We start from the raw sequence: 26,083 nt of genomic DNA, 5'->3' as shown, positions 1-26,083 counted from the left end.
CGCGCTTACTGGTTCAGCTCCGTGACGGGGTGCTCGTACGGCACCTCATCCACCGGGAACTGGACGTCGCCGAACGGCGACAGCGACCCCTGCATCGAAGCGGCGAGCTCCGTGACGGCGTGCCCCTCATCCGGCGGCACCGGCCAGGTCGGGTCGATGCGCTCCGACTTCACGTGCTTGGCCACGACGTCCTCCTGCTCTTGCGGATCTACCGAGAAGTATCGCCTACGGCAGCGGCTACCGTGGAGGCGATGCCCACCACCCTGGTCGACTGGCTTCGTGCCCAGGACGACGAGCTGCTCGCCGCCGTCCTGCGGCTGCGCCCCGACCTGAGCGTGCCGCCGCCCGCCGACCTCACCGTGCTGGCCACGCGGGCCGCCGTGCGGGCTTCGGTGCATCGCGCCTGCGACGATCTTGACCGGGTGGCGCTGGCCGTGCTCGAGGCTATGGTCCTCGCCGACGCCGACCGGACGCCCGTGGCGCGGAGCGAGATCGCCCGTCTCCTGGGCCCGGACGTGCCCGATGACGTGCTCACGGCTGCGCTGTCGGCCCTGCGGGACCGGCTGCTGGTGTGGGGCCCGGAGAGCGAGCTGCAGCTCGTGCCCTCCGCGCGGGACGTCGTGCCGCGCCATCCCGGCGGGCTCGGCCGGGTCGCGAAGGGACCTGCCGCGTCCCCGGAGCTGCCCGAGCTGCTCGCCGCCGTCGACGACGAGGAGCGCCGCGTGCTCGATGCGCTCGCCGCCGGGCCGCCCGTCGGCCGTTCCCGCGCCGGCAAGGAGGGTCCCGTCGCCCGGCTCGTCGACAAGGGCCTGCTGCTGCGCATCGACGACGAGACGGTGGAGCTGCCCCGCCAGGTCGGGCTCGCCCTGCGCGGCGACCGGCCGATGGGCAACCTCGACGTCACCCCGCCGCCGCTGGACGAGCGCGAGCAGTCCGTGGAGGTCGTCGACCGCACCGCGGGCGGCGCGGTCCTGGAGGTGCTGCGCCAGATCGACCTCCTCATCGACTTCTGGGGCCGCACCCCGCCGCCGGTGCTGCGCTCCGGCGGGCTGGGCGTGCGCGAGCTGCGCCGCACCGCCCGCGAGATGGGCGTCGAGGAGTCCGTGGCCGCACTGCTCATCGAGGTGGCGGTCGGCGCCGACCTGATCGCCCCGACCGACTCGATCACTCCCGAGTGGGTGCCCACCACCGTCGTCGACGAATGGGCGCTCGGCGGCCCCGAGATGCGCTGGGCCGCGCTCGCCAAGGCGTGGCTGGACCTGCCCCGCCAGCCCGGCCTGGCCGGTACCAAGGACGACCAGGGCAGACCGATCGGCGTGCTCTCCGACGGCGTGCGGCGCCCCACCGCGCCCCGGGACCGCCGCCGGGTGCTGGCCGGGCTCGCCGAGCTCCCGCCCGGCACCGCCCCTGGCTCGCCAGAGGCGCTGGCCCGGCTCCTGGCTTGGCGGGCACCCCGGCGCGGCGGCCGGCTGCGCGACGACGTAGTGCACTGGGCGCTCTCCGAGGCCACCGTGCTCGGCATCGTCGCCCACGATGCGCTCTCCACGCCCGGCCGGGCTCTGCTCGACGGCGACGCCCGACTGATCCCCGCCGTCCGCTCGGTGCTGCCAGAACCCGTCGACCACGTACTGCTGCAGGCGGACCTCACCGCGGTCGCGCCCGGGCCGCTCGCGACCGATCTCGCCCACGAACTGGAGCTCGTCGCCCAGGTCGAGTCGTCCGGCGGGGCCACCGTCTTCCGGTTCACCGAGGACACCATCCGCCGGGCCCTCGACGCCGGACGGACCCGTGAGGAGCTGCACGAACTGCTAGCCACGCGGTCGGCCACCCCGGTTCCGCAGGGGCTCACCTACCTGATCGACGACGTGGCGCGGCGGCACGGCCGGCTCCGGGCAGGCACCGCTGCGTCGTTCCTGCGGTCCGAGGACGAGATCCTCATCGCCGAGGTCATGAACAGTCCGGTGGCGGAGGACCTGGAGCTGCGGCGGATCGCGCCGACGGTGGCCGTGAGCTCGCTGCCGCTCGTCGAGGTGATGAACGGGCTCAAGGAAGCCGGCTTCACACCGACCGCGGAGGACACCGGTGGGGTCGTGCTCGACCTCACCGAACGCGGGCGGCGGACGGCACCTCGCCGGCGCCCCGGGGACCGCGCGCCGCGGGAGCTCGGGGACGAGCAGATCGCCTCGCTCATCTCGCGCATGCGGGCGGGGGAGGCACTCGTCGGGATGCGCCGGGCGGCGGAGGCGTACGCCAACGGATCGACGATCGATCTGCTGCGGCACGCCGCCGCCGAACGGCGGCGGGTGTGGATCGGCTTCGTCGACGGGCACGGCGTCGCGGGGGAGCGGGTGCTGGAGCCGACGAGCGTCGGCGGTGGCGTCGTCGAGGGGTGGGACTCGGTGCACGGTGGGGTGCATCGGGTGCCGTTGCACCGGATCACGTCGATCTCGTTGGTGGACGAGTCGGTGTGATCGGCCGGGGCTTCGCCCCGGCCTCCTTCCGCTGGGGCTTCACCCGGACCTCGGAGCTCGCTCGGGTGGCCGGGCAGCGCCACCGTCACTCGCCCGCTGCGCCGAGAAAAGCGTTTCCACATCCCTGTCTCTGCGCCGCGTCGTGAGCGGCGAGCGACGGTGGCGCTCATTCCTCGCGGTATCGAGGGGTGTTCGGCGCTGTGCTCGAATTATCGGTGCGCGCTCGTGCGCTGTGGGCACGGACGCCGGCGATGGTGTCCTCGGCAGCGCGGTTGAGCAGGTCATCTGCTGGGCTGACCTGGTGGGGATCGCTGCTGATTTACGGGCCGAAGCGTTCGAGGTCGGCGTGCTGCGAAGGGGGTGAAGTGTTTCGTGCGGAAGCTCCGCGGGAGGCATTCGAAACCCGGAAATCCCCGGAAACAACGCTGTCGGGGTAATGAGGCCGCCCCCGGGGCGCAGCGCGCCTGAGCGCCTGCCGATCGCTACCGGTACCGCAGGCCGAACTGGGTAGGCGCCCGCCGGGAGCGCGGGCTGCTGCCGCCTCTCCCCGTTCAGTCAGGTTCGCCCGGGTGAGCGCTCCGCGTCGCAGGGCGCGCTGCCCCTGCGATGCGCGCAGCGCGGAACGCGACTTGCCCGCCCCGGGTCAGCGGGGCAGACCGTACACGGCGGCGGGCGCGACCTCGACCGCTTTCCACCTCCTCGGCGGTCGCGGTGCCCACCGGCTCGCCCAGCCGCGACCGCAGCACGAGTTCGGAGGTCATGGCAGACGTCCAGCCGTAGGACCCTGAGGCGGACGCTGAGCAGGCCACCGGGATCGATCTCGAGGACGTGCCGGCCACGCACGGTTGGCAGTGGCTCGTCGCGGTTGATGCGTCGTTGGAGACGATCAACCGGAGTCGGGACGGGTCCGGCCGCTCAGGGACCGGTCGGTAGGTCCAGACTTCGCCGCGGCGTACGCGGTGATCGTGTCAGGTGCTGGATGCGGTTGCGGACTCGGCCACCGCGTCCTGCCAGAACTGCTCTGGAAGGCGCTCAGCGTGCAGGCGCACCGAGTCGGCCAGGGCCAGGTCGCGCAGCCGGTGCGCCGCGGCGTCAGCGACCGACGCACCGCGTCGACGGGCGTCATCCCGCAGGTAGGCGGCGGTCGCCGAGTCCACGTGCACCTCGACTCGCTCCATGCGGCACCGCCTACGACACCCAGGTACCGGTCGGCGCCACTGCGGAAACGACCCGACTCATCGCGCCTGGCTGCTCGCCTGCCGCTGACAGGCCCTGATCGACACGACGAATGGGAGCAGAGGGCGCAACGCGCACGGTGTCGCCGAAGCAGTCCGTGGCCAGGCAAACGCCCCAGCCTGACCCGCTGGGTCCCTCACCCCGGGACCCGAGTCCACGCGGTGAGGGGGCTCTTCCCGTGGCGCTCGAGGGTCAGGCTCAGGCATCGCTGGTCCGTGGCGCGTGTGGGGCGGAGGCGGAGCACGACGCTGCCGGCGGGCAGCGAGCCGGTGGAGATCTCGGTGCGGAGCCGCACGATGCGGTGGGACTCGACTGGCCCGTGGGGCTGGAGTGATCGCGGTGAGCCGGTCTTGGTGGCATGCGTAACGCGGTGGCGAGTTCGGCGTGTTTGGTGTTGATCTCGGCAGTCAGGGATGTAACCAAGGCGAAGCGGGATTGCGTTCGGTCGGCGTTCATGTTCGGAGTGCAGGAACGGGTACCGACAATTTTGGGCGGGCGCGGGAGCGGCAGTGGTGGACGGTGATGAGGGTTTCTGGAAAGTTGCTGTGCTGCTATTTCCTGGCGGGCAAATGGTTTTTTCGTCAAGATCGGCACGTATCCGTATCCCGTACCAATGCGTGTGCCAGCAGCGCCCAGGGGGAGCTGAGCGAAGCGAAGGCTCCACCCGAGGGAGACTCGGGTCCGGAGCAGGACTCCGGCGAGGGCCCGGGGACGGGGTGCCTCCCCGGATCGGCTCTGGAGCAGCGCCCGGCGCCGGTCAGTACTCGTTCTTGATCACGAAGAACGACCCGCGGATCGTCCCCGCCAGCTTCGACTTCTGCCGGGCGAACCTGAAGTCCGCCAGCTCGGCCGGCACCTCCATGCCGTCGGACAGCTTGAAGCCGACGGCGCGTTTGCCGCCGTCGTCGAGCGCGTACAGCACGTTCACCGACAGGCCGTTCTCGTAGAACACGTAGGCCCAGCGGGTGTTCTCGACCTGGAACTCCGTCGCTTCGAGCGGTGGCGAGGAGATGGTGATGCCGCGCTCCTCCTGAAGGATCTTGTGCACCCAGTCGACGACGTACTCGGCCTCGCTCGCTGGGCGGGTGGTGAAGACGTGGCCGTACTTGTTCTTGAAGTAGCGGGCCTCGTTCGCGCGCAGGCCGGCCAGAGCCTCCGCGACGGGAGAGGACTCCAGGCCGACGGTCGAGACGTTCGTGAAGCCCACGGTGTACGCCATGTCGGGTCCTCCACACGCGAGGTTGACGACCCGCAGATTAGTCCCCGAACGCAACGAACGGCACTTTCGTCCACCCGGAGTGGACGAAAGTGCCGTTCGTTGCGTCCGGGCTCGGTGGCCGTCAGCGGGCGCCGGCCGCCATGCGGGCCTGCATAGCGTGCTCGACCAGCGTGATCAGAGTCTGCTTGGTCGACTCCCGCTGGCGGGCGTCGCACTTGACGATCGGGATCGACTCGTCGATCGACATCGCCTCGCGGACGTCTTCGATGCGGTGGTGCAGGATGCCGTCGAAGCAGTTGAGGCCGACGATGTAGGGCAGCCCGCGGTCCTCGAAGAAGTCGATCGCGGCGAACGAGTCGGCCAGGCGACGGGTGTCCACGAGGACCACGGCGCCGATCGCGCCCCGCACCAGGTCGTCCCACATGAACCAGAAGCGGTGCTGGCCCGGGGTGCCGAACAGGTACAGGATCAGATCGGCGTCCAGCGACACCCGGCCGAAGTCCATCGCGACCGTGGTGGTGCGCTTGTTGGGGGTCGCAGAGAGGTCGTCGTGCGCCGCGCTCGCCTCGGTCATCACCGCTTCCGTGGTCAGCGGCATGATCTCCGAGACGGAGCCGACGAACGTCGTCTTCCCGACGCCGAACCCACCGGCAACGACGATCTTCGCCGATATCGTGGCCTGCGTCGCGATCTCGCGCGGCGGACCCACGCGCATCGGATAACTAGAGTCGACGGAGTCCACTCAACACCCTTTCCATCAGGGCCAAGTCCGGCGTGCTGCCGGTACTGCCGGTGGTCTGGTGCACGGTGACGACGCCCAGCCCTGCCATGTCACCCAGCAGGACGCGGGCGACACCGAGCGGCAACTTCAGGAGAGCGGCGACCTCGGCAACGGACCGGGTCTCTGTGCACAGCTCGGCGACTGCGCGGTGCTCCACCTGCAACAGACCGATCTGGTCCCGGCCGCGCTGGCTGGTCGAGACGAGCGTCTCGATCTCCAGGTCCATGCCGGACTTGGTGCGCCCACGCGTCCACGTGTACGGGCGCACGGCCGACGGCTGGGCCGGCTCGTTGTCCTCCACCACGGGGATCACCAGCGGAGTGGTCGGCGGACCTGCCGTCGTCACGCTGGTCTCCTCGGTGCGGGGGTGGGGGATCGGGTCGGAAGCCGGGTCGGGCGCCGGTGCAGGTGCCGGGACGGGCACGGCGCCGGTGTCACGGGCGGGTTCCTCCGCCTCCCGGCGACGGCCCCAACGCCGACGGCGCGGAGAGCGGCCGGCGTCGAAGCTGAAACCGTTCATGATGTCGGCGAAAGTCGGCTCCGTGCCAGACCGGTCGTCGTCGGAACCGGGGGTCATCGGACGTCACCTTCCTTCTGCCGGTCTCATGCGGTCGGGTACACGCGGGGCGATCTTCGAGGCTAGTAGCCCATCGTGCCCTGCAGCTCCGACCTCAGCTCCGGGGTGAGCAGAGCGCCCAGCCGGCCCACCAGGTTCGCCATCTCGAACCCGACGAGCCCCAGGTCGCAGTCGCGGGACGCGAGCACCGCGAGGCTCGACCCGTCGCTGATCGACATCAGCAGCACGGTGCCGCCGTCCATGACGACCATCGTCTCGCGGACCTGGCCCGCCTCGAAGCAGCGGGCCGCGCCCTGGGTGAGGCTGACCAGACCCGACGCGACCGCGGCGAGCTGGTCGGCGCGGTCACGCGGCAGCCGGTCCGACGCGGTCAGCAGTAGCCCGTCGGCGGAGACGACGATCGCGTGCGCCACCCCGGGCGTGTCCCTGGTGAACTTCGTGATGGCCCAACCGAGATCGCTCGGCTGAGTGCGGGGGGTGGTCATGACGACTCCTCATCGTGATCGCCCGTGGTCTTCGGGCCGGGGTAGGCATCGGGCCGGTTCTGGCTGACCCGGCCTCGTTGCACACCGCGCTGGTAGGCCGACAGCCGGCCACGGATGTTCTCGGCGCTGCGCGCGGCCGAGGGCGGAGCGGCGAGGACCGCCGAACCCGCGCTGCCCGGCACCAGCCGGGCCCGCGGACGACGCTTGGGCAGCCCGGCGGGCGTCATCTCCTCCGGCTGCTCGTTCGCGACGCCCTCGGCACGCCGCCAGCCCTCGTCCGCAGCACTGGCGAACCCGGCGTCGGGCACCGGCTGCGGCTGCTGCAACGGCTGCAACGGCTGCGGCGGGGGCGCGAACGGGGGCTGCGCCGGGCCCTGCTGCTGCGCCGGGACGGCCGGCTGCGGCGGGCGCACCGCGGCGCCCGGTTGCGGCAGCGGACCGAAGCTGCTCGCCGGGCGCGGCGTCGGCTTCGGCTGCGGCGGCTGCCACGGCACGCCGTTGCCTGCAGGGGCAGGCGGCGCGGGTGCCGGGTCGGTGTCCCACGTGACCGGCACCGAGCGGTTCGACCGGAACCACGCCGACGCGATCTCCTCGAAGATCGGCGTGGTTTCGCCGAGCCCGTCGCCGTCGTCTGCCGACGGGGCCTGCTGCTGCGGCGCGGCCGGGGTCGGAGACTGCGTGGCCGAGGGCGCGGCCGCCGGGTTCGCGGCGGCGAACAGCGCCGTGCCGGACGGGGACGCCCCGCCGGTCGTGTTCTCCCCGGAAGCTGCGGGCGCGGCAGCCCCGTTCGACGCCGCCTGGGCGGAGACGGCCTGCTGGCCGCCTGCGACCGGCAGCGCCTTGGTGGCCGGAACCGCCTCGGCCGGACGGGCCGGCGCCGGGGCGCTCTCGGCGCCCGGGGATTCAGCCTGCTCGGCGGCGGGCTGCTGCTCCGCGGTCTCCGGTTCTCCCGCCTCGGTCTGGGCCGTCTCGACCTTCGGGGCCTCGCGCTGCGGCGCTTCGGCCTGGGCGGCGTCGGTCGCGGCGGTCGGGCGCTCCTCGGCGGCAGCGCCCGACTCGCTCTGCTGAGCGTCCTGGCCCGACTGCTGCCCCTGCCGGACCACCGGCAGCGGCATGGTGACGGCCGGAGCCGCCTCCGCCTGGGCAGGCGCCGGGCGGTCGGCCTCCTTGTCCGCCGGAGTGCTGGTCGGTCGGCCGGTGCCGTACAGCCCCGAGAGGAACTGCGCAGGACGCTGGCCGGGGCCACCGGCGAACGCCGGACCCGGCTGCTGCGCGGGCTGGGCGGGCCGCGGCGTGCGCTGCGGCAGCCCTGCCGGGGTGACGCCCTGGGCCTGGTCCGGGCGGGCCGGCGCGGTGCGGCCCATGCCGTACTGCTCCGCCAGTGTCGGGCCGGCACCCGGGGTGCGGCGCGGCGGCGCGTCGGCCGGGCGGGCCTCGTCCTCGGCCGCACCGCCGTCGCGGTCGGCGGCCTCCTCCGCGGTTGCCTCGGTCGCCGGCTCGGCGGGGGCGGGGTCGGCCTTCTCTTCCTCGGTCGTCTCCGCGGCGTCGGCCGGCTCGGCCGACGCCGCCTCCGCCGCGTTCTCCGAGAGCCCGTCGGCGGCCTTGCCGGCCTGTTCAGCGCGCTGCTCGGCGGCCTTCTCGCTCGCTGCGCGGAACGCGGCGGCGGCGCCGAACGCGGTGGCCGCCGAGGCGGTCCCGTTCTTCGGCTGGTCGGCGGGCTGCGCCGAGCTCTCGGTGCCGGCCTTGGCGGCGGGCGTGGGCGCGCCTTCGCGCTCGGCGCGCAGCCGCTCCTCTGCCTCCCGGGCGGCGGCCTGGTCGGCGGCGGCCTGCGCGGCCGGATCGTCGGCCGTGCGCGGCGGGCCGTCCGGGTTCAGCGTGGAACCGGGCTGGCGGGTGGGCAGCGGCGGGGCCGAGCTGCTCCCGTTGACGGCCGGTGACGACGTCGCGAACAGCGACTCGCTCGACGTGCCGTCGTTGCCCGCCACCAGCGACGACAGCGACCCCGCGACGCTGGTGCCGTTGGTGCCCGCGTGCTGCTGGACGCCGTTGGTCTCCGGCGCGGGGGCGGGCCGCGGCGCGGGGCGCGGGGTGGACTCGGCCGGCTCGCTCGACGGGATGATCTCCGGCGGCAGCGTGACGGTCGCGGTGATACCGGTGTCGAGGCCGCCGCCGCTGCTCTGCGACAGCCGGACGGTGATGCCGTGGCGGCTGGCCAGACGGCCGACCACGAACAGGCCCATGCGGCGGGAGACGTTCAGGTCGACCGAGGCCGGACCGGACAGCTGCGCGTTCGCCTCGGCGAGCTCGTTCGGGACCATGCCGACACCGCGGTCGACGATCTCGACGACGATCGCGCCCTCGTTCGTGCGGGTCGTGGACATGACGACCTGCGACGACGGCGGCGAGAAGTTCGTGGCGTTGTCGAGCAGCTCGGCCAGCAGGTGGACGACGTCGCTCGCGACGCGGCCCTGGACCGTCGCGTTCGGCGGGGTCTGGACGACGATGCGCTGGTACTGCTCGATCTCCGACACCGCGGCGCGCAGCACGTCGACCAGGGGCACCGGAGCGGTGTTGCGCCGGGCCAGGTTGGTGCCGGCGAGAACTAGCAGGTTCTCGCTGTTGCGCCGCATACGGGTCGCCAGGTGGTCCAGCTGGAACAGGTTCGACAGCTGGTCGGCGTCCTGCTCGTTCGACTCCAGCTGCTCGATCAGCTGCAGCTGCCGTTCGACGAGCGCCTGGCTGCGCCGGGAGAGGTTGACGAACATCGAGCTGACGTTCGCCTGCAGCGCGGCCTGCTCGGAGGCGAGCGCCACCGCCTGTCCGTGCACCGCGTCGAACGCGCGGGCCACCTGGCCGATCTCGTCGTTGGTGTGGATCGGGACCGGGACGATCGTGGGCCGGGCCCCGTCGCCGGCGCGGATCGCGGCGACCGACTCGGGCAGCCGTCGGTTCGCGACGTCGAGGGCGGCGGCGCGCAGGGTGCGCAGCGAGCGCACCAGCATGCGCGCGACCAGGACGACGATCAGGGCCGCCAGCAGCAGGGAGAGCAGCAGGACGACCGAGCTGATGCCGGCCGCGTTGCTCGCCGAGTTCTGCAGGGCGAGCCCGGTGGCCTGCAGGTCGGCGCGCACCTCGCGCTCCGCCTTGTCGAGCTGGCCGATGATGTCGGTGAAGGTGCGCTCGAGCTGGCCGCGGTCGATCGGCGGCGCGTCCGGCAGGTTGGCCAGCTGCGTGATGAGCGCGGTGCGGGCGTCCTCGGCCGGGCCGCCGGTGAACTGCCCGAAGGTCGAGAGCTGCTCGGCGGTCAGGGCGCCCCGGTACTGGTTGAGCGCCTCCAGGTACCGCGCGTCGGCACCCTGGACGGCGGCGACCTCGGTGCGGTTCGGCACCGGCCGGGTGGTCGCGGCGATGATCAGCGACTGCTGGAGCGAAGCCTCGTTGCGGGCCGTCACGAGCGCGCGGACGGCCGTGCCCAGACCGGCCACCTCGGGCTCGACCACGAGGCGGTTGAGGCTGTCCGTCAGGCGCAGCAGCGGGTTGATCACCTCGCTGTAGCGGGTGGCGATCACCGAGGCGGGCACGTCGCCCGCGCGGACCTGCGCCCGGATCTCCCCGAGCGCGCCGAGGGCGCTGGCCGCGGTGGTGCCGGCCTGGCTGGCGGTCGCGTCCCCGATCTCGGCGACGACCTGCTCGAGCGGGCCCGCGGCGCCGTCGACGGCGGCGGCCTGCTGGTCGAACCGGGTCGGATCACCGGCGCGGTCGGCGGCCACGTACACAGTGGCGAGCTCGCGCTCGGTCTCCAGCTGGCGCAGCAGCTCGGACACCTGTCCCTGGGCGGTGGCGACCCGGTCGACCTGGGCCAGGTCGTTGGCGGCGCGGGCCTGGTCGGCGATCCGCAGCACACCGAGGACCAGAGCCACCACGACGGGTACGAGCACCACGACGCCGAGCTTGACCCGGAGACTCCAGTTCTGCGGCTGCCACCACGCAGTCTTGGGTGGGGTTTCGGGCCCGTCGGGCATTGTCACAGCGACATCTCCAAGTCACGGCCTGGGGCACGGTGGCACCCGACCAGGGGCCGGTGTGGGGCGGGAAGCTTCACGTCGGGGTCCGTGCGGTCGGGCTCGGTGCGACCCTTCGGGGGAGGGCCGGTGCACCAGGCGGTCTCCGGCCTGCGACACGCCGGTGGTCCCCGGACCGGGACCGCCGCGCCGCATGCCGATACGATCAGAGTTCCTCGTGTCGGTCGGGGCTCGTGCGGCCTGAAGTCTAGCCATGCCGCTGACGGCGCTGACAACGTCTCGCCCCTACCGGTGTCGCTGAACAGCGACGTGCGGTAGCCGGGCGGTCACGCCCCATGTCACTACCGTCACCCGACGCGGTGTCGGCGCGCGGCGAGCGTCCGGGTCAGAAGCGGTCAATGGTTCCCGAGCGTATCCATTGACCCGATCGGGCTAGCGGATGCGTTCCTTCGCCCGCTGCAGCCCGGCGGCGCCCGCGCCGGGCGGGGTGTCGAGCACACCGGACACCCGGGTGTGATTCCCGCGGCAGGGCGTTCCGGAGCGGTGGCCGGACAGGTGGGGAGCGCATCGCGGCCGATCTTCTCGCGCCCGCCCCGGTGCTGGAAGTCGACGATCGGGGGCCGTACCTGCTGTGATCGTCCGGAGACCGTGGGTAGCACGGCTCGCGGTGCGCGGGCGCGTCCACTGCCGTCGAGCAGGGCCGCCACCTCGAACACTGCGATGATGGGGTGCATGACCGACGGCCCCTTGATCGTGCAGAGCGACAAGACCCTTCTGCTCGACGTCGACCACCCGGCCGCGGCGGAGGCCCGGATGGCGATCGCTCCGTTCGCCGAGCTGGAGCGCGCCCCGGAGCACATGCACACCTACCGCATCACGCCGCTCGCGCTGTGGAACGCCAGGGCCGCCGGTCATGACGCGGAGCAGGTCGTCGACGCGCTGATGCGGTTCTCCCGGTACGCGGTGCCGCAGCCGCTGCTGGTCGACATCGTCGACACGATGGGCCGCTACGGCCGCCTGCAGCTGACGAACTCGCCTGCGCACGGCCTGGTCATGGTCGCGAACGACCGCGCGGTGCTGGAGGAGGTGCTGCGCCAGAAGAAGATCGCGCCGATGCTCGGGGCGCGCATCGACGAGGACACGGTCGTCGTCCACCCGTCCGAGCGCGGGCACCTCAAGCAGGCCCTGCTGAAGATCGGCTGGCCCGCCGAGGACCTCGCGGGCTACGTCGACGGGGAGGCGCACCCGATCTCGCTGGTCGAAGACGGCTGGTCGCTTCGGGACTACCAGCGGGAAGCCGTCGAGGGCTTCTGGGCGGGCGGCTCCGGCGTGGTCGTGCTGCCCTGCGGGGCCGGCAAGACCCTGGTCGGTGCGGCGGCGATGGCGCAGGCCAAGGCCACGACGCTGATCCTGGTCACGAACACCGTGGCGGGGCGGCAGTGGAAGCGCGAGCTGGTGGCGCGCACGTCGCTCACCGAGGACGAGATCGGCGAGTACTCCGGGGAGAAGAAGGAGATCCGGCCGGTCACGATCGCGACTTACCAGGTCATCACCCGCAAGACCCGCGGTGAGTACAAGCACCTGGAGCTGTTCGACTCGCGCGACTGGGGCCTGATCATCTACGACGAAGTGCACCTGTTGCCGGCACCGGTGTTCCGCATGACGGCGGACCTGCAGTCGCGCCGGCGGCTCGGGCTCACCGCGACGCTGGTGCGCGAGGACGGGCGCGAGGGCGACGTCTTCTCCCTGATCGGGCCGAAGCGCTACGACGCGCCGTGGCGCGACATCGAGGAGCAGGGCTGGATCGCCCCCGCCGAGTGCACCGAGATCCGCGTGACCATGACCGAGAGCGAGCGCATGGGCTACGCGGTCGCCGATCCCGAGGAGCGCTACCGGCTGGCGGCCAGCGCCCACACCAAGATCGCCGTGGTGAAGGCGATCCTGGAGCGGCACAAGGGGGAGCCGGCCCTGGTGATCGGCGCCTACCTGGAGCAGCTGGAGGAGCTCGGCCGCGAGCTGGACGCCCCCGTCATCCAGGGATCGACGAAGAACAAGGAGCGGGAGGCGCTGTTCGACCGGTTCCGAGCCGGGGAGATCCCGGTGCTCGTCGTGTCGAAGGTGGCGAACTTCTCCATCGACCTGCCGGAGGCGAGCGTCGCGGTGCAGGTCTCCGGGACGTTCGGGTCCCGTCAGGAGGAGGCGCAGCGGCTCGGCCGGCTGCTGCGGCCCAAGGGCGATGGCCGGCAGGCGCACTTCTACTCGGTGGTCTCCCGCGACACGCTCGACACCGACTACGCGGCTCACCGGCAGCGGTTCCTCGCCGAGCAGGGTTACGCCTACCGGATCGTGGATGCTGACGATCTGCTCGGACCGGCGCTCCCCGAGGTCCCCTGAACGGCCCAGCACCCTGCGCTACCGAGTGGTCTGCCGTGCGTGACCGTCCGCGGTGCGCGATCCTGCCCGGTGGGGGAGGAAGTGAGGACGGGACAATCTCGGCCATGGCCTGGTGGTGGATCGTCGGCGGCGCGGCGTGGTTCGTGGCCGCCGCGGTCGTCGCCGTCGTGATCGGACGCGCGGTCGCGCAGCGCGACAAGCAGGTGCCGCGGTCCGGCGACGAGGGGCCCTCGGTGCCCAGGACGCGCCACGTCCCGGTCGACGACGAGGCACCACCCTCCGGCACGCGGATGCGGCTGCGGTTGGGCCGGCGCAGGTGAGGACGTAGTCCCCGCCATCCGGGTGTGCCGAAGACCCCGTCCGTGTGCCAGGGTCCGACGCGTGGGGTCCAGCGAGCGGCGGGCTCTCGACCGGGCCGCCGAGCAGGAGCAGCTGCTCTCGTCGTTGCTCGTCGAGCGCGACGGGCTCCTCGCCGTGCTCGACAGGGTGCTGGCGCTGGGCGGCACCGCCCGGCTGATCCGGGACGCGGCGGGTGCCGACGCGGGGTTCGTCGCCGACATCGAGTCGCCCGACCGGGCGGTGATCCGCTGGCTGGCCGGTAACCGCACGAGCGGGCTGCAGGACCTCGTCGTCCCGCGCGGGCAGGGGGTCGGCGGCCGGGTGCTGGCCACCGGAGCGCCGGTGCGGGTGCCCGACTACGTCACCTCCTCGACGATCACCCACCACTTCGACGGCATCGTGCGGCAGGAGGCGATGGGCGCGATGCTCGCCGTCCCGATCCTGGACCGCGGGCGCACGGTGGCGGTGGCGTACGCGGCGCTGCGCGGCGAGGGCCAGTTCGGTGACGACGCGGTGGTGGCGATGGAGCGGGTGGCCACCGACGCCGCCCGCGCGCTGCGCCTGGCCGAACGCGCGGCCGCCGACCGGGAGACCGCGGTCGCCGCGGAGCGGGCCCGCATGCAGGCGTCGCTGCACGACTCGGTGGGTGCGATGCTGTTCTCCATCGGCGCTCAGGTGCGGGACCTGAAGGCGCTGCTGCCGGACAACCCGGTGCTCGCGAGTCGGCTGGGCCGGCTGGAGCTGGATGTGTCGGCGGCCGCGCGGGCGCTGCGCGAGGCGCTGCTGTCGCTGTCCGGCACCACACCGGAGCGGGCGCTGCCCATCGAGCTGGCCGAGCACTGCCGCAGCTTCGAGGCGCGCACCGGGGTGCCGTGCCGGTTCGTGCAGCTCGGCGAGGTCGAGCCGCTGGACCAGGAGCGCACCTCCCTGCTGATCGCGGCTGTGCGCGAGGGCCTGCTCAACGTCGAGAAGCACGCCGAGGCCAGCACCGTCGTGGTCAGCCTCGGTGAGCACGACGACGGGGTCGGCGTCGCGGTGGCCGACGACGGACAGGTCCGCGAGCCGGGTGAGCCGAACGGGACCGGGTTGGGGGTGCGGATGCTCGCGGAGAAGGCGGCCCGGCTCGGCGGGCGGGTGAGCCTCGTGCACGACGAGGACGGCGGCACGACGCTGCGGATGGTGCTGCCCACGCCGCGGACGGGACAGCGGGAGAACGGATGACGGCTGCGCGGGTGATGGTGGTCGACGACCATCCGGTCGTCCGGGACGGTGTGGTGCTGCTGCTGCGGTCCGAGCCCGCGCTGGTCGTCGTCGGGTCGGCGGAGAGCGGGCGGGCCGCGATCGAGCGGGCCCCGGAGCTGGCACCGGACATCGTGCTGCTGGACCTGCGGCTGCCGGACATGCTCGCCCCCGAGGTGGTGGCCGAGCTGCGGGCGGTGGTGCCGGCTGCGAAGGTCGTGGTGTTCACCGCGCACGGCGACCACGCCGGGGTGGCGGCCGCGATGGAGGCGGGCGCGCACGGGGCGCTGCTGAAGGACGCCGCCGCGACCGATCTCGTGGCCGCCCTGCGCCGGGTGCTGCGCGGGGAGCGGGTGACCGATCCGCGGATCGCGCCGCGGGCGGCGGGCGACCCGGCCGCGCTGGCCCGCAGCGGCCTCACCCGCCGTGAGTACGAGGTGCTGCGGCTGGCCGCGCAGGGTCGCACCAACCCGGAGATCGCCGAGTTCACCGGGCTCGCCCGCAACACCGTGAAGACCTACCTGCAGGGTGCGCTGCACAAGCTCGGCGCCCGCAACCGCGTGGAGGCGATCGGCAAGGCGAGCGAGGCCGGGCTGCTCTGACTCGGCGTCAGTCGAGGCAGAACTCGTTGCCCTCCGGATCGGCCAGCACGATGTGTCCGGCGTCGAGCGGTGGCTGCGGCTCGTGCCGGGCCAGCCGGGTGGCCCCCAGCGCGACGAGCCGGGCGCACTCGGCCTCCAGCGCGGCCATCCGCTCCTCGCCCGCGAGGCCGGGTGCGGCGCGCACGTCGAGGTGGACGCGGTTCTTGCCGGCCTTCTCCAGCGGCACCTGCTGGAAGAACACGCGCGGGCCGTGGCCCTGCGGGTCCTCGATCGCCGCGCGCGAGTTGCGCGCCTGCTCGGGCACGCCGATCCGGGCGAGGAACTCCTCCCACGCCCGGAACGGGTCGTCGGCCGGGCCGAGCTCGACGCCGGGCGGCGCGGGCACGACGTAGCCGAGGACCTCTGCCCAGAAGCGGGCGAGCGCTCGCGGATCGCGGGCGTCGATCGTGACCTGCACGTGGCGGCTCATGGCACCGATCGTGGCAGGGCCCACCGACGGTCCGTGCGCGGCGACCGGGCTCCGGCACTCCTCCGGGCCCGCAGGCGCCGCGGCGTCGTCGTCCAGGAGCGAGCCCGGCGCGGCGCGGTCGCTCAGGCCACGGGGGCCGCACCCCGGTGCCGGCGAGCCGCGGTCCGCTTGGCCAGCACGCCCTCGCGCGGCGCGAACAGGTAGACCAGCGTGAACAGCGCGCCCTGCACCACGACGATCGTGCCGCCGGGCGCGGTGTCGAGGTGGTAGCTGAGGTAGATCCCGGCGATCGCGCACAGGGCCGAGGCCACCGGGGCGATCACGAGCATCCTGCCGAAGCGGTCGGTGAGCAGGTACGCCGTCGCGCCCGGGATGATCAGCATGGCGACGACGAGCACCACGCCGACCGCCTGCAGGGCCACCACCGCGGTCAGCGCCAGCAGCGCGAGCAGGCCCGCGCCCAGCAGCCGGGTGTTCAACCCGATGGCGAACGCGTGGGTGGGGTCGAACGCGTAGAGGGTGAAGTCGCGGCGCTTGACCACGAGCACGGCCAGCACCACCGCAGAGATGATCAGCACCTGCACCAGGTCGCCCGCGCTCACCCCGAGCAGGTTGCCGAACACGATGTGGTTGAGATCGGTCTGGCTCGGCGTCACCGAGATCAGCACCAGGCCCAGCGCGAACAGCGTCGTGAAGACGATGCCGATCGCGGCGTCCTCCTTGATCCGGCTGGTGGAGCGGACCGTGCCGATCAGCGCGACGGCGAGGAACCCGAACACGATCGCGCCGATCGCGAACGGCGCGCCCAGGATGTAGGCCAGCACCACCCCGGGCAGCACGGCGTGCGAGACCGCGTCGCCCATCAGTGACCAGCCGATGAGCACCAGCCAGCAGGACAGCACCGCGCACACCACGGCCGCTACCACCGCGGTGGCCAGCGCGCGGACCATGAACTCGTAGCGCAGCGGGTCCAGCAGCAGGTCGAGCAGGGTCACGGTTGCACCGCCAGGTCGACGCCGAAGGCCGTGGCGAGCCGCTCGGGCGCGAGCACCTCCGCGGGCGGGCCGTGGTGCAGCACCCGGCGCATCAGCAGTGCGGCCTCGTCGGCGAGCGTGGGCAGCGAGCTCAGGTCGTGGGTGGAGATGAGCACGGTCGCGCCGTCGTCGGCGAGCTCGCGCAGCAGCCGCACGATCGTGGCCTCCGAGCGCTTGTCGACGCCCGCGAACGGCTCGTCGAGCAGCAGCACGGTGGCGCCCTGGGCGATCCCGCGCGCGACGAACGCCCGCTTGCGCTGCCCGCCGGACAGCCGCCCGATCTGCCGGTCGGCGAGATCGGTCAGCTCCACCCGGGCCAGTGCCTCGTCGACGGCGTCGTGGTCGGCGGCCCGCGGGCGGCGCATCGTGCCCATCGCGGCGTAGCGGCCGGTCATTACGACGTCGCGCACGGAGATCGGGAACTGCCAGTCGACCTCCTCCGACTGCGGCACGTACCCGATCACGGCCCTGCGCCGCGCGGTGGCCGGGTCGACGCCGGCGACCCGGATGCTCCCGCTCGCCGGGCGGACCAGCCCGATGATCGACTTGAACAGCGTGGACTTGCCCGAGCCGTTCATGCCGATCAGCCCGCACACCCGCCCGGCTCCGACGTGCAGGCTGGCGCCGTCGAGAGCGACCACGTCGCCGTAGCGGACCGTGAGGTCGTCCACCTCGATCGCGTTCATGCGGCACCCCTCGTCAGTCCGGCGATGATCGTGCGCGTGTCGTGGCGGATCAGGTCCAGGTAGGTCGGCACGGGACCGTCCGGTTCGGAGAGCGAGTCGACGTAGAGCGTGCCGCCGAACGCGGTGCCGGTCGCCTCGACGACGCGCTGCATCGGGGCGTCCGAGACGGTGGACTCGCAGAACACCGCCGGCACCTGGTCGGCCCGCACGAAGTCGATCACCGCGCCGATCTGCTGCGGGGTGGCCTGCTGCTCGGCGTTGACCGGCCAGATGTAGCGCTCGGTCAGCCCGGCGTCGCGGGCCAGGTAGGAGAACGCCCCTTCGCAGGTCACCAGCGCGCGCTGCTGCGGGGGCAGCGTGCCGAGCCGGGTGACCAGCTCGTCGTGGACCTTCTGCAGCTCCTTGCTGTAGGCCTCCCCGTTGGCCTGGAACGCCGCGGCGTTGGCCGGGTCGAGCCTGCTGAACGCGGCCACGATGTTGCGCACGTAGATCTGCACGTTCAGCGGCGACATCCAGGCGTGCGGGTTGGGCTTGCCCGCGTAGGCGTCACCGGCGATGGGGATCGGCGTGACCCCCTCGCTGACCACGACGTGCGGCACGTCGGCATCGGCGACGAACTGCTCGAACCAGGCCTCGAGGTTCAGCCCGTTGTCGAGGATCAGGTCGGCGTCGGCGGCGCGGCGGATGTCGCCGGGCGTCGGCTCGTAGCCGTGGATCTCCGCCCCGACCTTGGTGATCGACTCGACGCGCAGGTGCGGCCCGGCGACCGCGCGGGCGATGTCGGCCAGGACCGTGAACGTGGTGAGCACGAGCGGGCGCTCGTCGTCTCCGGCCGTCGAGCCGGCCGGCTGCGCGCCCCCGCACGCGGCGAGGAGCAGCACGGCCAGGAGGGCGACCAGACACCTCGCAGGAGCCACGACACAACTTTACGTTAGCCGTGTCTACCGAACCAATGTGATGTCTCAATATGAGTCCTTAGTTATGGCAATGATTCTGCAGGTCAGGGCCGGTCGACAGGGCTGGTCCAGGGTCGTCTCGGGGAGAGGTCGGGGATCGACCCCGATGCCGCGGCCGCCGCCCGCGGACAGGATCGAAGCCATGGAGAACCTGAACCAGTTCCGCATCCGCCGCAGCAACACCGACAAGATGCTGGGCGGGGTCTGCGGCGGCCTCGCGCAGTCGCTCGGCGTCGACACCGCGCTGCTGCGGATCGCCTTCGTCGTCCTGACCGTGCTCGGCGCCGGCGTCGCCGCCGTGCTCTACGTCGCGATCTGGGCGCTCGCGCCGGTGGAGGACCCGAAGCCCGCCGAGCCCGCGACGTCCGCCGAGACCGCCACGGACGCGCCCACCCCGACCACGCTGTGAGCGGGGGACCCCGTCGAGCACGATGCTGCCGTGATCAACGGGGCTTCTCGGTCACGTCGACGTCGTCCTCGACGCGAAAGGGGGCACCGCGGCCGACCCCGCGATGCCCCCTCAGCGTCGGGATCGCTACTTCCGCAGGCCCGCCTCGCGCATGAGCGGCAGGACCGTCTCGCCGAGGTACTTCAGTTCCTCGTTGTAGTCGATCAGGCCCATGATCATGCCGTCCATGCCGGCCTCGTTGAGCTTGCCGAGCTCCTCGGTGACCTGCTCGGGCGTGCCGACGATCGGGTAGCCGCCCCAGCCGGCGATGAACCGCTCCTGGAACTCCTTGACCGCGTGGTCGAACGACTGGCTGGAGCCGGAGCCGGCGATCTTGATGACGTTGCCGGCCGCGCCCCAGTCGCCCTCGTCCACGACCTGCTGGAACGCCCGCTTCGCCTCGTCCTCGGTGTCGCGGCAGACCACCAGTCCGTAGGTCATGACGGAGATGTCGCGGTTGTACTCCTCACGGGCCTTCTTGCGGATCGCCGTCGTGTAGGCCTTGATGTTCTCCAGTGTGTCCAGCGACGCGAAGTTGATGTCCACGTTGCGGGCGGAGAAGTCGATGCCCGCCGGCGAGTTGCCGGCGTTCAGCAGCACCGGCCGCGGGCCCTGGTGCGGCTTCGGGTAGGCCTCGACCTCGCGGCCGGAGAAGTACTTGCCCTCGAAGTCGAACGAGCCCGGCTCGGTCCACAGCTTGGTGACGTAGTCGATCCACTCCTGGCCGAACGCGTAGCGCTCGTCGTGCTCGCGCTGCTTGCCGCCGAACATCTCCATCTCCGGGGTCACCCAGCCCATGACGAGGTTGAGGACGAACCGGCCACCGGAGATGCGGTCGATCGTGGTGGCGGCCTTCGCGGCGACGATCGGGTGCACGGTGGGCAGGTGCGAGGTCGCCGTGATGGCGATCCGCTCGGTGGCCTCGGCGATGCCAGCCGCCCACGTGTAGGTCTCGAAGCAGTTGCCGTTGAAGTTCGTCGAGCCGCCGAAGCCCTTCCAGCGGGCGATGGGGACCAGCGCCTCGAGGCCGAGCTCGTCGGCGCGCTGGGCGATCTCCTTGGTGTGCGCCCAGCTCACCTCGTAGGTCGACGGCGCGTGGGACATGATCAGCCCGTACGAGCAGTTGGTGCCGAACAGCCCCAGCTTCATCTTCTGGTCGCCCAGCAGCGGGTTGGTGGTCCGCCGGTCGGCCACCGGCTGCGTCTCGGCCGGCGGCCGCGGCTCGGTCGGGGCGAGGCCGAGGAGCTGGCTGGCGGTCTGGGTCATGGATGTCTCCTTCAACACGGGGGGATCTGGCGAGGGAGAAGAGGTGTCGGGGCCGCAGACGGCCCGCTCGCCACGCCAGCGACGCTATGGGCGCGCCGCGGGCCTCCACAGCCGCGAAGCGCAGCGCGACGGCCGCCCAGCGCAGACCTCGCCGCACCCTGTGACCAGCGCGAAAGGGCCGACCCGCGATCGTGGCGCAGGTCGGCCCCCGGACCGGTCGCGGCGGTCAGCCGAGCTTGAACGGGTCGCGCGTTCCGCCGGTCAGCTCGACGAACACCGACTTCGTCTCCGTGTACTCGTTGATCGCCTCGATGCCGTTCTCGCGGCCGATGCCGCTCGCCCCGAAGCCGCCGAACGGCATGTTGGGCGCGATCACGCGGTAGGCGTTGATCCAGACCGTCCCGGCGCGCAGCTTCGCCGCCACCCGGTGGGCGCGGTGCACGTCCTTGGTCCAGACCGCGCCGGCCAGCCCGTACGGGGTGTCGTTGGCGAGCTTGATCGCCTCCTCTTCGTCGGTGAAGGTGCAGGCGGCCAGGACCGGGCCGAACACCTCCTCCTTGACGATCGTGTTCTGCGGAGTCACGTTCGTGACGACGGTCGGTTTCACGAACAGCCCGCCGCGCTCGGTGTCCGGTTCGCCGCCGCACGCGAACGTGGCGCCCTCCGCGGCGGCGCCGCGCAGGTAGGAGAGCACCTTCTCGTACTGCGGGACGTTGGCGACCGGGCCCATCTCGGTCTCCGCCTCGGTCGGGTCGCCGAGCTTGATCGCGTTGGCCCGCTCGACGACCTTCTCGATCAGCGCGTCGTGGACGTCGGCGTGCACGATCAGCCGCGAGCCCGCCATGCACGTCTGGCCGGTGGCCGCGAAGACACCGGCGACCAGGCCGTTCGCGGCGGCATCGAGATCGGCGTCGGGGAACACGACCTGCGGGCTCTTGCCGCCCAGCTCCAGCGTCACGCGGTTGAGGTTCGCCCCGGCCGCGGCGGCGACCTTCGCACCAGTGGCCGACGACCCGGTGAACGCGACCTTGTCGACGCCGCGGTGACCGGCGAGCGCCTCGCCGGTGGCCCGGTCCCAACCGGTGACGACGTTCAGCACGCCGGCGGGCAGCCCGGCCTCGTGCAGGACCTCGGCGAAGGCCACGGTCGATGCGGGGGAGTGCTCCGAGGGCTTGACGACCATCGTGCAGCCGGCCGCCAGCGCCGGGGCGAGCTTGAAGGTGAGCAGCAGGAGCGGCGAGTTCCACGGGGTGATCGCACCGACGACGCCGACCGGCTCGCGGGTGGTGTAGCCGAAGTAGTTCGGGTTGACCGGCGGCACCGTGCGGCCCTCGAGCTTGTCGGCCAGGCCCGCGAAGTAGTGGTACCAGTTCGGCAGGCTGACCAGCTGGCCGTGCATCTCCCGCAGCAGCTTGCCGGAGTCGTTGACCTCCAGCCGGGCCAGCCGGTCCGCGTTCGCCGCGATCGCGTCGGCGCACTTGCGCATGATCGCTGCGCGTTGGAAGCCGGTCAGCGCGCCCCACTCGCCGTCGAAGGCGGCGCGGGCGGCGGCCACGGCGTCGTCGACGTCCTCGGGGCCGCCGTCGGCGACGATCGCCCACGGCTTGCCGGTGTAGGGGTTGAGCGACTCGAAGGTCCGGCCGGACCGCGCGTCGACGGACTCGCCGTTGATGAAGAGCTTGAACTGCTCCAGGCCGGAGGGGGAGGACGTCATCGACCTGCTCCTTAGCGTTCGCCTTGAGTGTTTCTGCAGGTGGGGATCGATCGGTGACGCTATGAGCCCGCCTCGGCCACCGGCTATCCGCAGACGGCGCCGCTGTGGCCGATGAGTGCAGAGCTGCGGCTCAGCGGCGCAGGGTGGCGCTGGGCAGCTCGCCGAACCGCTCCTTGTACTGCTGGGCGAAGCGGCTCTGGTGGAAGAAGCCCCACTTCATTGCCACGTCGATGACCCGCACCTGGTTGGGGTCGCTGCGCAGCAGCTCGGCGCGGACGTGGTCGAGCCGGATCCGGCGCAGGTAGCTCATCGGCGACTCGCCGAACGTCTTCTGGAACGACACGTGCAGGGTGCGCACGCTCATGCAGCCCACCCGGGCCAGCTCCTGCGGGCTGAGCGGCTCGTCGGCGTGCTCCTCCATGTACGCCACGACCGGGGCGAGCCGGCCGTACTTGACCGATTCAGCCGGCGCGTTGAGCTCGTCGGTGAACTGATGCCGGCCGGCGTGCAGCAGCTGGGTCATCACGAACGCCTCGAGCTGTTCACGGGCGAGCGGCATCTCGGCCAGCCCGCCGGGCCGGTTCAGCTCCTGGGCGAGGAACTTCGCCGAGTTGAGCAGGCTCTGCCCGGTCGGGGTGGTCAGGTCGAGCCCGAAATCGAAGTCGACGACCTCGCCCACGGGCCGTCCGAGCAGGTCGCCGAGGTGGCTCTCCAGGCTCGTGCGCGGGATCTTGAGGATGAGCTGCTCGGCGTCCGGGGACCAGCGCACGGTGTTGCGCTGCTTCGGGGAGAGGACCACCCCGCTGCGGTCCGCCGCCGTGCGCGCCCGGTCGCCGTCGGACCGGTCGGCGTCGGTCGTACCGCGGATCGTGAGGTTGATGTGGTAGCAGGTCTCGGTCGGCGGCATGTTCAGCTCCGCCGAGGTCTGGTACGTGAGGTAGCCGAAGGTGAAGTGGCGATCCGTGACCGCGTTGAGCGTCATGCTCAACCGGTCGCGCGGCGCGGTGAGCTCGTGCGGCAGGTACACGCGCGTCACGGCGTCGCGGGCCTCCTCGAGGCTACCCGTGTCCAGGACGGGGAACTGCGACAACGGGAGCGGCCGGTCGACATCGAGGCTCTGCTGAGCGGACAAGGACACCTCCTCGTGCCAGTCTTCCGCTGGTCAGCGGTGCTTCAGCGACAGCGAGGCTAGCCAAGCGATCGATCTGCGTACTATCCGCGGCTCGCAGCGAGCTATCCGTTCAGTGCGCGTCGGGTATCCGCTGAGCGCGCCGTGCGGGAAGTGGACAAGCCGGCGCGCTGCGGGGATGGAGCCGCCGGTCGCGGGCGGTGAACCTGTGCTGCATGAGCGCCCCTGCAGAAGTCGATCCCGCGACCATGCGCAGCGTGCTCGGGCACTTCGCCTCCGGCGTCGTGGTCGTCACCGCGGCCGGCCCGGCGGAGCCGCTCGGGTTCACCTGCCAGTCGTTCGCGTCGCTCTCGCTCGATCCGCCGCTGGTCAGCTTCGCCCCGGCGCGCACGTCGAAGACCTGGCCGCGCATCCGCGAGATCGGCCGGTTCTGCGTGAACGTGCTGGCCGCCGACCACGAGCACCTCAGCGCCGGGTTCGCCCGCTCCGGCTCCGACAAGTTCGCCGGGGTGTCCTGGCAGCCATCGCCCACCGGCTCACCGGTGCTCGACGGAGTCTGCGCGTGGATCGACTGCACGCTGTGGGCCGAGTACGACGGCGGCGACCACACGATCGTCGTGGGCCGGGTGGAGCACCTGGGGGCCGGACAGGGCCGGGCCCCGCTGCTGTTCTACCGCGGCGGCTACGGCCTGCCGGGCGACGGTGCCGGACGGGGGACCGGGCGCGAGCGCCCGCCGGCCCGGTAGAGCCCGCTGGGCAGCGGGTGGCCCACGGCCTGCTCGGCCACCGCGGCCGCCCGCAGCGCCGCGGCGAGATCGATGCCCGTGCGCACGCCGGAGTCCTCCAGCAGGTAGACCAGCTCCTCGGTGGCGATGTTGCCGCTGGCGCCCGGAGCGAACGGGCAGCCGCCCAGCCCGCCGATCGAGGCATCCAGCCGGGTCACCCCGGCCTGCACCGCGGCCAGCGCGCAGGCCAGGCCCGCACCGCGGGTGTTGTGCAGGTGCACCCCGATCGGCACACCGGCGCAGGCCTCGCGGACCGCGTCGACCAGCGCCACCAGCCGTCCGGGGACGACCGTCCCGATCGTGTCGCCGAGGCAGATCTCGTCCGCCCCGGCCTCGACGGCGCGGCGGGCCACCGCGACCGTCCGCTCCGGGGGCGTGGGCCCGTCGAACGGGCAGTCCCAGGCGACCGCGATGATCACCTCGCACCGCCCGCCCGCCTCGTGCGCCAGCCGGGCCACCTCGGCCGTCGCGGCCGTGGCCTCGTCCGTGGTGCGGCGGGCGTTGGCGAGGCTGTGCCCGTCGGCGGCCGAGACCACGTACTCGAGATCGGTCATCCCCGCCGCCACCGCGCGGCGCGCCCCGCCCACCCCGGCCACGAGCGCGGAGAACCGGACCCCCGGCCACTGGTCCAGCGCGGCCGCCACCTGCGCGGCGTCGGCCAGCGCCGGCACCGCGGCGGGCGAGACGAACGAGGTCGCCTCGATGCGGCGCACCCCGGTGGCGACCAGGGCGTCGAGCAACGCGAGCTTGGTCTCGAGCGGCACCGGGGCCTCCAGCTGGAGGCCGTCGCGCATGCCGACCTCGCGCACGTCGACCTCGGCAGGCAGGTTGAGCACCACGACAACTCCTTCAGATCACGCCGTCGGTGGCGAGCTCGGCGAGCTCCGCCTCGTCGATGCCGAGCTCCGCGTAGACCTCGTCGTTGTGGAAGCCGGGCCGGGGCGGCCCCGCCCAGCGCACGGATCCGGGCGTCCCGCTCATCACCGGCACCACTCCGGGCCCGAGCACGTCCTCGCCGATGCGCAGGTCGTGGTGGGGCACGAGCATGTGGCGGGCCCGGAACTGGGGGTCGCGCACCACCTCGGCGACGGTGTTGACCGGCGCGACCGGCACGCCCGCTGCGTCGAGCACCGCGGTGATCGCGGCGGCGTCGCGGGCGGCCGCCCACTCGCCGACGATCGCGTCCAGCTCGTCTTCGTGCTCGCCGCGCGCGACGTGGGTGGCGAAGCGCGGATCGGTGGCCAGCTCGGGCCGGTCGATCGCGGCGCAGAAGCGGGCGAAGACGGTGTCCTGGTTCGCCGCGATCACCACCCACTGACCGTCGGCGCTGCGGTAGATGTTCGACGGGGCGATCCCGGACAGGCGGGTGCCGGAGGGGCCGCGGATCAGCCCCGTCCGGTCGTAGTCGGGGATCGTCGACTCGAGCAGGGCCAGGCACGACTCGGAGAGGGCGACGTCGACGACCTGGCCCCGGCCGGCGTTCGGGCCGTCCCGGTCCTCCCGGGCGAGCAGCGCGGCGAGCACCCCCTGCACGGCGAACATGCCCGCCAGGGAGTCGCCGATCGACAACGCGGTGCGCGGCGGCGGCCCGCCCGGGAAGCCGTTGAGGTGGCGCATGCCGCTGACGGCCTCCGCCACCGATGCGTACCCGGGCTTGCCCGCCCACGGCCCGGTCTGGCCGTAGCCGGAGACGCGCGCGAGCACCACGCCCGGGTTGCGCGCGGAGAGCACGCTGTAGCCCAGGCCCCAGCGCTCCAGGGTGCCCGGGCGGAAGCTCTCCACCACGACGTCGGCGGTCTCGACGAGCCGGAGGAAGACGTCCCGGCCGCGCGGCTTGCGCAGGTCGAGGGTGATGCAGCGCTTGTTGCGGGCGTGCACGGTCCAGAAGAAGTGGTGGCCGTCCTGCTCGGCCTGGCCCCACTCGCGCAGCGGATCGGGGCGGTCCGGCGCCTCCACCTTGATCACATCGGCGCCGTGGTCGGCGAGGAGCCGGCCGCAGAACGGGCCCGCGATGAGCGTGCCGAGCTCGAGGACGCGCACGCCGGACAGGGCGCCGGGACGGGTCGTGGTCTCCGTGAGGGTGTCGTCGTGCACGTCACCGGACGCTAGGTCGGCCCACCTGCCCGGACTATCCGCGCGCGGCCGCCGGACATCCGCGGAGCGCCGATCCCCGCAGGCCCTGCGGAAACCGGCTAGCCGCGCGCCGCGTGCGGATAGTCCGCCGCGCCGCG

23 protein-coding genes are annotated in these 26,083 nt (G+C 72.7%); 7 read left to right on the top strand and 16 right to left on the bottom strand.

Annotation, left to right across the window (positions count from 1 at the left end):
* Positions 1–5 precede the first annotated feature (5 nt).
* Positions 6–185, bottom strand: a complete 180-nt coding sequence (locus tag BUE41_RS08615) for a hypothetical protein (protein ID WP_073456472.1) — start codon at positions 183–185, stop codon at positions 6–8.
* Positions 186–251: 66 nt separating this feature from the next.
* Here BUE41_RS08615 and BUE41_RS08610 point away from each other — a divergent pair, with 66 nt between their 5' ends.
* Positions 252–2,471, top strand: a complete 2,220-nt coding sequence (locus tag BUE41_RS08610) for a helicase-associated domain-containing protein (RefSeq protein WP_073456605.1) — start codon at positions 252–254, stop codon at positions 2,469–2,471.
* Positions 2,472–3,439: 968 nt separating this feature from the next.
* Here the strand turns inward: BUE41_RS08610 and BUE41_RS08605 are convergent.
* From BUE41_RS08605 to BUE41_RS08580, 6 genes are all read right to left on the bottom strand, one after another.
* Positions 3,440–3,649, bottom strand: coding sequence for a hypothetical protein (locus BUE41_RS08605; RefSeq protein WP_073456471.1), 210 nt, complete (start codon positions 3,647–3,649; stop codon positions 3,440–3,442).
* Between the two features lie 815 nt (positions 3,650–4,464).
* The gene (locus BUE41_RS08600; RefSeq protein WP_073456470.1) at positions 4,465–4,926 is read right to left on the bottom strand and encodes a phage tail protein; all 462 of its coding nucleotides are present in this window, start codon (positions 4,924–4,926) and stop codon (positions 4,465–4,467) included.
* Positions 4,927–5,047: 121 nt separating this feature from the next.
* Positions 5,048–5,641 (bottom strand): GTP-binding protein, encoded by a 594-nt coding sequence (locus BUE41_RS08595; RefSeq protein ID WP_073456469.1) that lies wholly within the window; start codon positions 5,639–5,641, stop codon positions 5,048–5,050.
* Positions 5,642–5,648: 7 nt separating this feature from the next.
* Positions 5,649–6,053 carry a DUF742 domain-containing protein gene (locus BUE41_RS31765; protein ID WP_234997075.1) on the bottom strand — a complete coding sequence of 135 codons (405 nt, stop codon included), beginning with the start codon at positions 6,051–6,053 and terminating at the stop codon, positions 5,649–5,651.
* Between the two features lie 293 nt (positions 6,054–6,346).
* Complete coding sequence (locus tag BUE41_RS08585) at positions 6,347–6,769, bottom strand: roadblock/LC7 domain-containing protein (protein WP_073456468.1); 423 nt, start codon at positions 6,767–6,769, stop codon at positions 6,347–6,349.
* The gene (locus BUE41_RS08580; protein WP_073456467.1) at positions 6,766–10,710 is read right to left on the bottom strand and encodes a sensor histidine kinase; all 3,945 of its coding nucleotides are present in this window, start codon (positions 10,708–10,710) and stop codon (positions 6,766–6,768) included. Before BUE41_RS08580 ends, BUE41_RS08585 begins: the two co-directional genes overlap by 4 nt.
* 813 nt (positions 10,711–11,523) lie before the next feature.
* Between BUE41_RS08580 and BUE41_RS08575 the strand changes: the two genes are divergently transcribed.
* The 4 genes from BUE41_RS08575 to BUE41_RS08560 all read left to right on the top strand — a co-directional run bounded on the left by BUE41_RS08575 (position 11,524) and on the right by BUE41_RS08560 (position 15,365).
* A complete protein-coding gene (locus tag BUE41_RS08575) occupies positions 11,524–13,185 on the top strand; it encodes a DNA repair helicase XPB (protein WP_073456466.1) in 1,662 nt (553 codons plus the stop codon).
* Positions 13,186–13,289: 104 nt separating this feature from the next.
* Positions 13,290–13,505, top strand: coding sequence for a hypothetical protein (locus BUE41_RS08570; RefSeq protein ID WP_073456465.1), 216 nt, complete (start codon positions 13,290–13,292; stop codon positions 13,503–13,505).
* A gap of 61 nt (positions 13,506–13,566) precedes the next feature.
* Positions 13,567–14,745 carry a GAF domain-containing sensor histidine kinase gene (locus BUE41_RS08565; RefSeq protein WP_073456464.1) on the top strand — a complete coding sequence of 393 codons (1,179 nt, stop codon included), beginning with the start codon at positions 13,567–13,569 and terminating at the stop codon, positions 14,743–14,745.
* Positions 14,742–15,365: a response regulator gene (locus tag BUE41_RS08560; protein ID WP_073456463.1), complete on the top strand. Its 624-nt coding sequence runs from the start codon at positions 14,742–14,744 to the stop codon at positions 15,363–15,365. The genes BUE41_RS08565 and BUE41_RS08560 overlap by 4 nt, the downstream gene beginning before the upstream one ends.
* Positions 15,366–15,372: 7 nt before the next feature.
* On the opposite strand, the gene BUE41_RS08555 is transcribed toward BUE41_RS08560, so the two are convergent.
* From BUE41_RS08555 to BUE41_RS08540, 4 genes are all read right to left on the bottom strand, one after another.
* A complete protein-coding gene (locus BUE41_RS08555) occupies positions 15,373–15,834 on the bottom strand; it encodes a VOC family protein (RefSeq protein ID WP_073456462.1) in 462 nt (153 codons plus the stop codon).
* 122 nt (positions 15,835–15,956) lie between these two features.
* Entirely contained in the window at positions 15,957–16,829 is an 873-nt protein-coding gene (locus BUE41_RS08550) for a metal ABC transporter permease (RefSeq protein WP_143172045.1), read from the bottom strand.
* Positions 16,826–17,554 carry a metal ABC transporter ATP-binding protein gene (locus tag BUE41_RS08545; protein ID WP_073456461.1) on the bottom strand — a complete coding sequence of 243 codons (729 nt, stop codon included), beginning with the start codon at positions 17,552–17,554 and terminating at the stop codon, positions 16,826–16,828. Before BUE41_RS08545 ends, BUE41_RS08550 begins: the two co-directional genes overlap by 4 nt.
* On the bottom strand, positions 17,551–18,471 hold the full coding sequence (locus tag BUE41_RS08540; RefSeq protein WP_073456460.1) for a metal ABC transporter substrate-binding protein: 921 nt from the start codon (positions 18,469–18,471) through the stop codon (positions 17,551–17,553). The genes BUE41_RS08545 and BUE41_RS08540 overlap by 4 nt, the downstream gene beginning before the upstream one ends.
* A 181-nt stretch (positions 18,472–18,652) precedes the next feature.
* Between BUE41_RS08540 and BUE41_RS08535 the strand changes: the two genes are divergently transcribed.
* Positions 18,653–18,919: a PspC domain-containing protein gene (locus BUE41_RS08535; protein ID WP_073456459.1), complete on the top strand. Its 267-nt coding sequence runs from the start codon at positions 18,653–18,655 to the stop codon at positions 18,917–18,919.
* Between the two features lie 126 nt (positions 18,920–19,045).
* On the opposite strand, the gene BUE41_RS08530 is transcribed toward BUE41_RS08535, so the two are convergent.
* The 3 genes from BUE41_RS08530 to BUE41_RS08520 form a co-directional block, all read right to left on the bottom strand.
* The gene (locus BUE41_RS08530; protein ID WP_084754595.1) at positions 19,046–20,224 is read right to left on the bottom strand and encodes an LLM class flavin-dependent oxidoreductase; all 1,179 of its coding nucleotides are present in this window, start codon (positions 20,222–20,224) and stop codon (positions 19,046–19,048) included.
* Positions 20,225–20,450: 226 nt separating this feature from the next.
* Positions 20,451–21,938 (bottom strand): aldehyde dehydrogenase, encoded by a 1,488-nt coding sequence (locus BUE41_RS08525; protein WP_073456458.1) that lies wholly within the window; start codon positions 21,936–21,938, stop codon positions 20,451–20,453.
* A gap of 130 nt (positions 21,939–22,068) precedes the next feature.
* Entirely contained in the window at positions 22,069–23,070 is a 1,002-nt protein-coding gene (locus BUE41_RS08520) for an AraC family transcriptional regulator (protein ID WP_143172044.1), read from the bottom strand.
* 212 nt (positions 23,071–23,282) lie between these two features.
* On the opposite strand from BUE41_RS08520, the gene BUE41_RS08515 reads away from it, so the two are divergent.
* Complete coding sequence (locus BUE41_RS08515) at positions 23,283–23,813, top strand: flavin reductase family protein (protein WP_073456456.1); 531 nt, start codon at positions 23,283–23,285, stop codon at positions 23,811–23,813.
* Here BUE41_RS08515 and BUE41_RS08510 read toward each other — a convergent pair.
* Positions 23,750–24,691, bottom strand: a complete 942-nt coding sequence (locus tag BUE41_RS08510) for a hydroxymethylglutaryl-CoA lyase (protein WP_200803817.1) — start codon at positions 24,689–24,691, stop codon at positions 23,750–23,752. The two genes, BUE41_RS08515 and BUE41_RS08510, sit on opposite strands and share 64 nt — an antisense overlap.
* A 10-nt stretch (positions 24,692–24,701) precedes the next feature.
* Positions 24,702–25,946, bottom strand: coding sequence for a CaiB/BaiF CoA transferase family protein (locus BUE41_RS08505; RefSeq protein ID WP_073456455.1), 1,245 nt, complete (start codon positions 25,944–25,946; stop codon positions 24,702–24,704).
* Positions 25,947–26,083: the final 137 nt, after the last annotated feature.

Origin of the sequence: Pseudonocardia thermophila (genome assembly GCF_900142365.1) — a bacterium.
GTDB classification, from domain to species: Bacteria; Actinomycetota; Actinomycetes; order Mycobacteriales; family Pseudonocardiaceae; genus Pseudonocardia; species Pseudonocardia thermophila.
The sequence above is the reverse complement of the archived record's forward strand: the minus strand, read 5'-3'. Positions and strand labels throughout refer to the sequence as shown.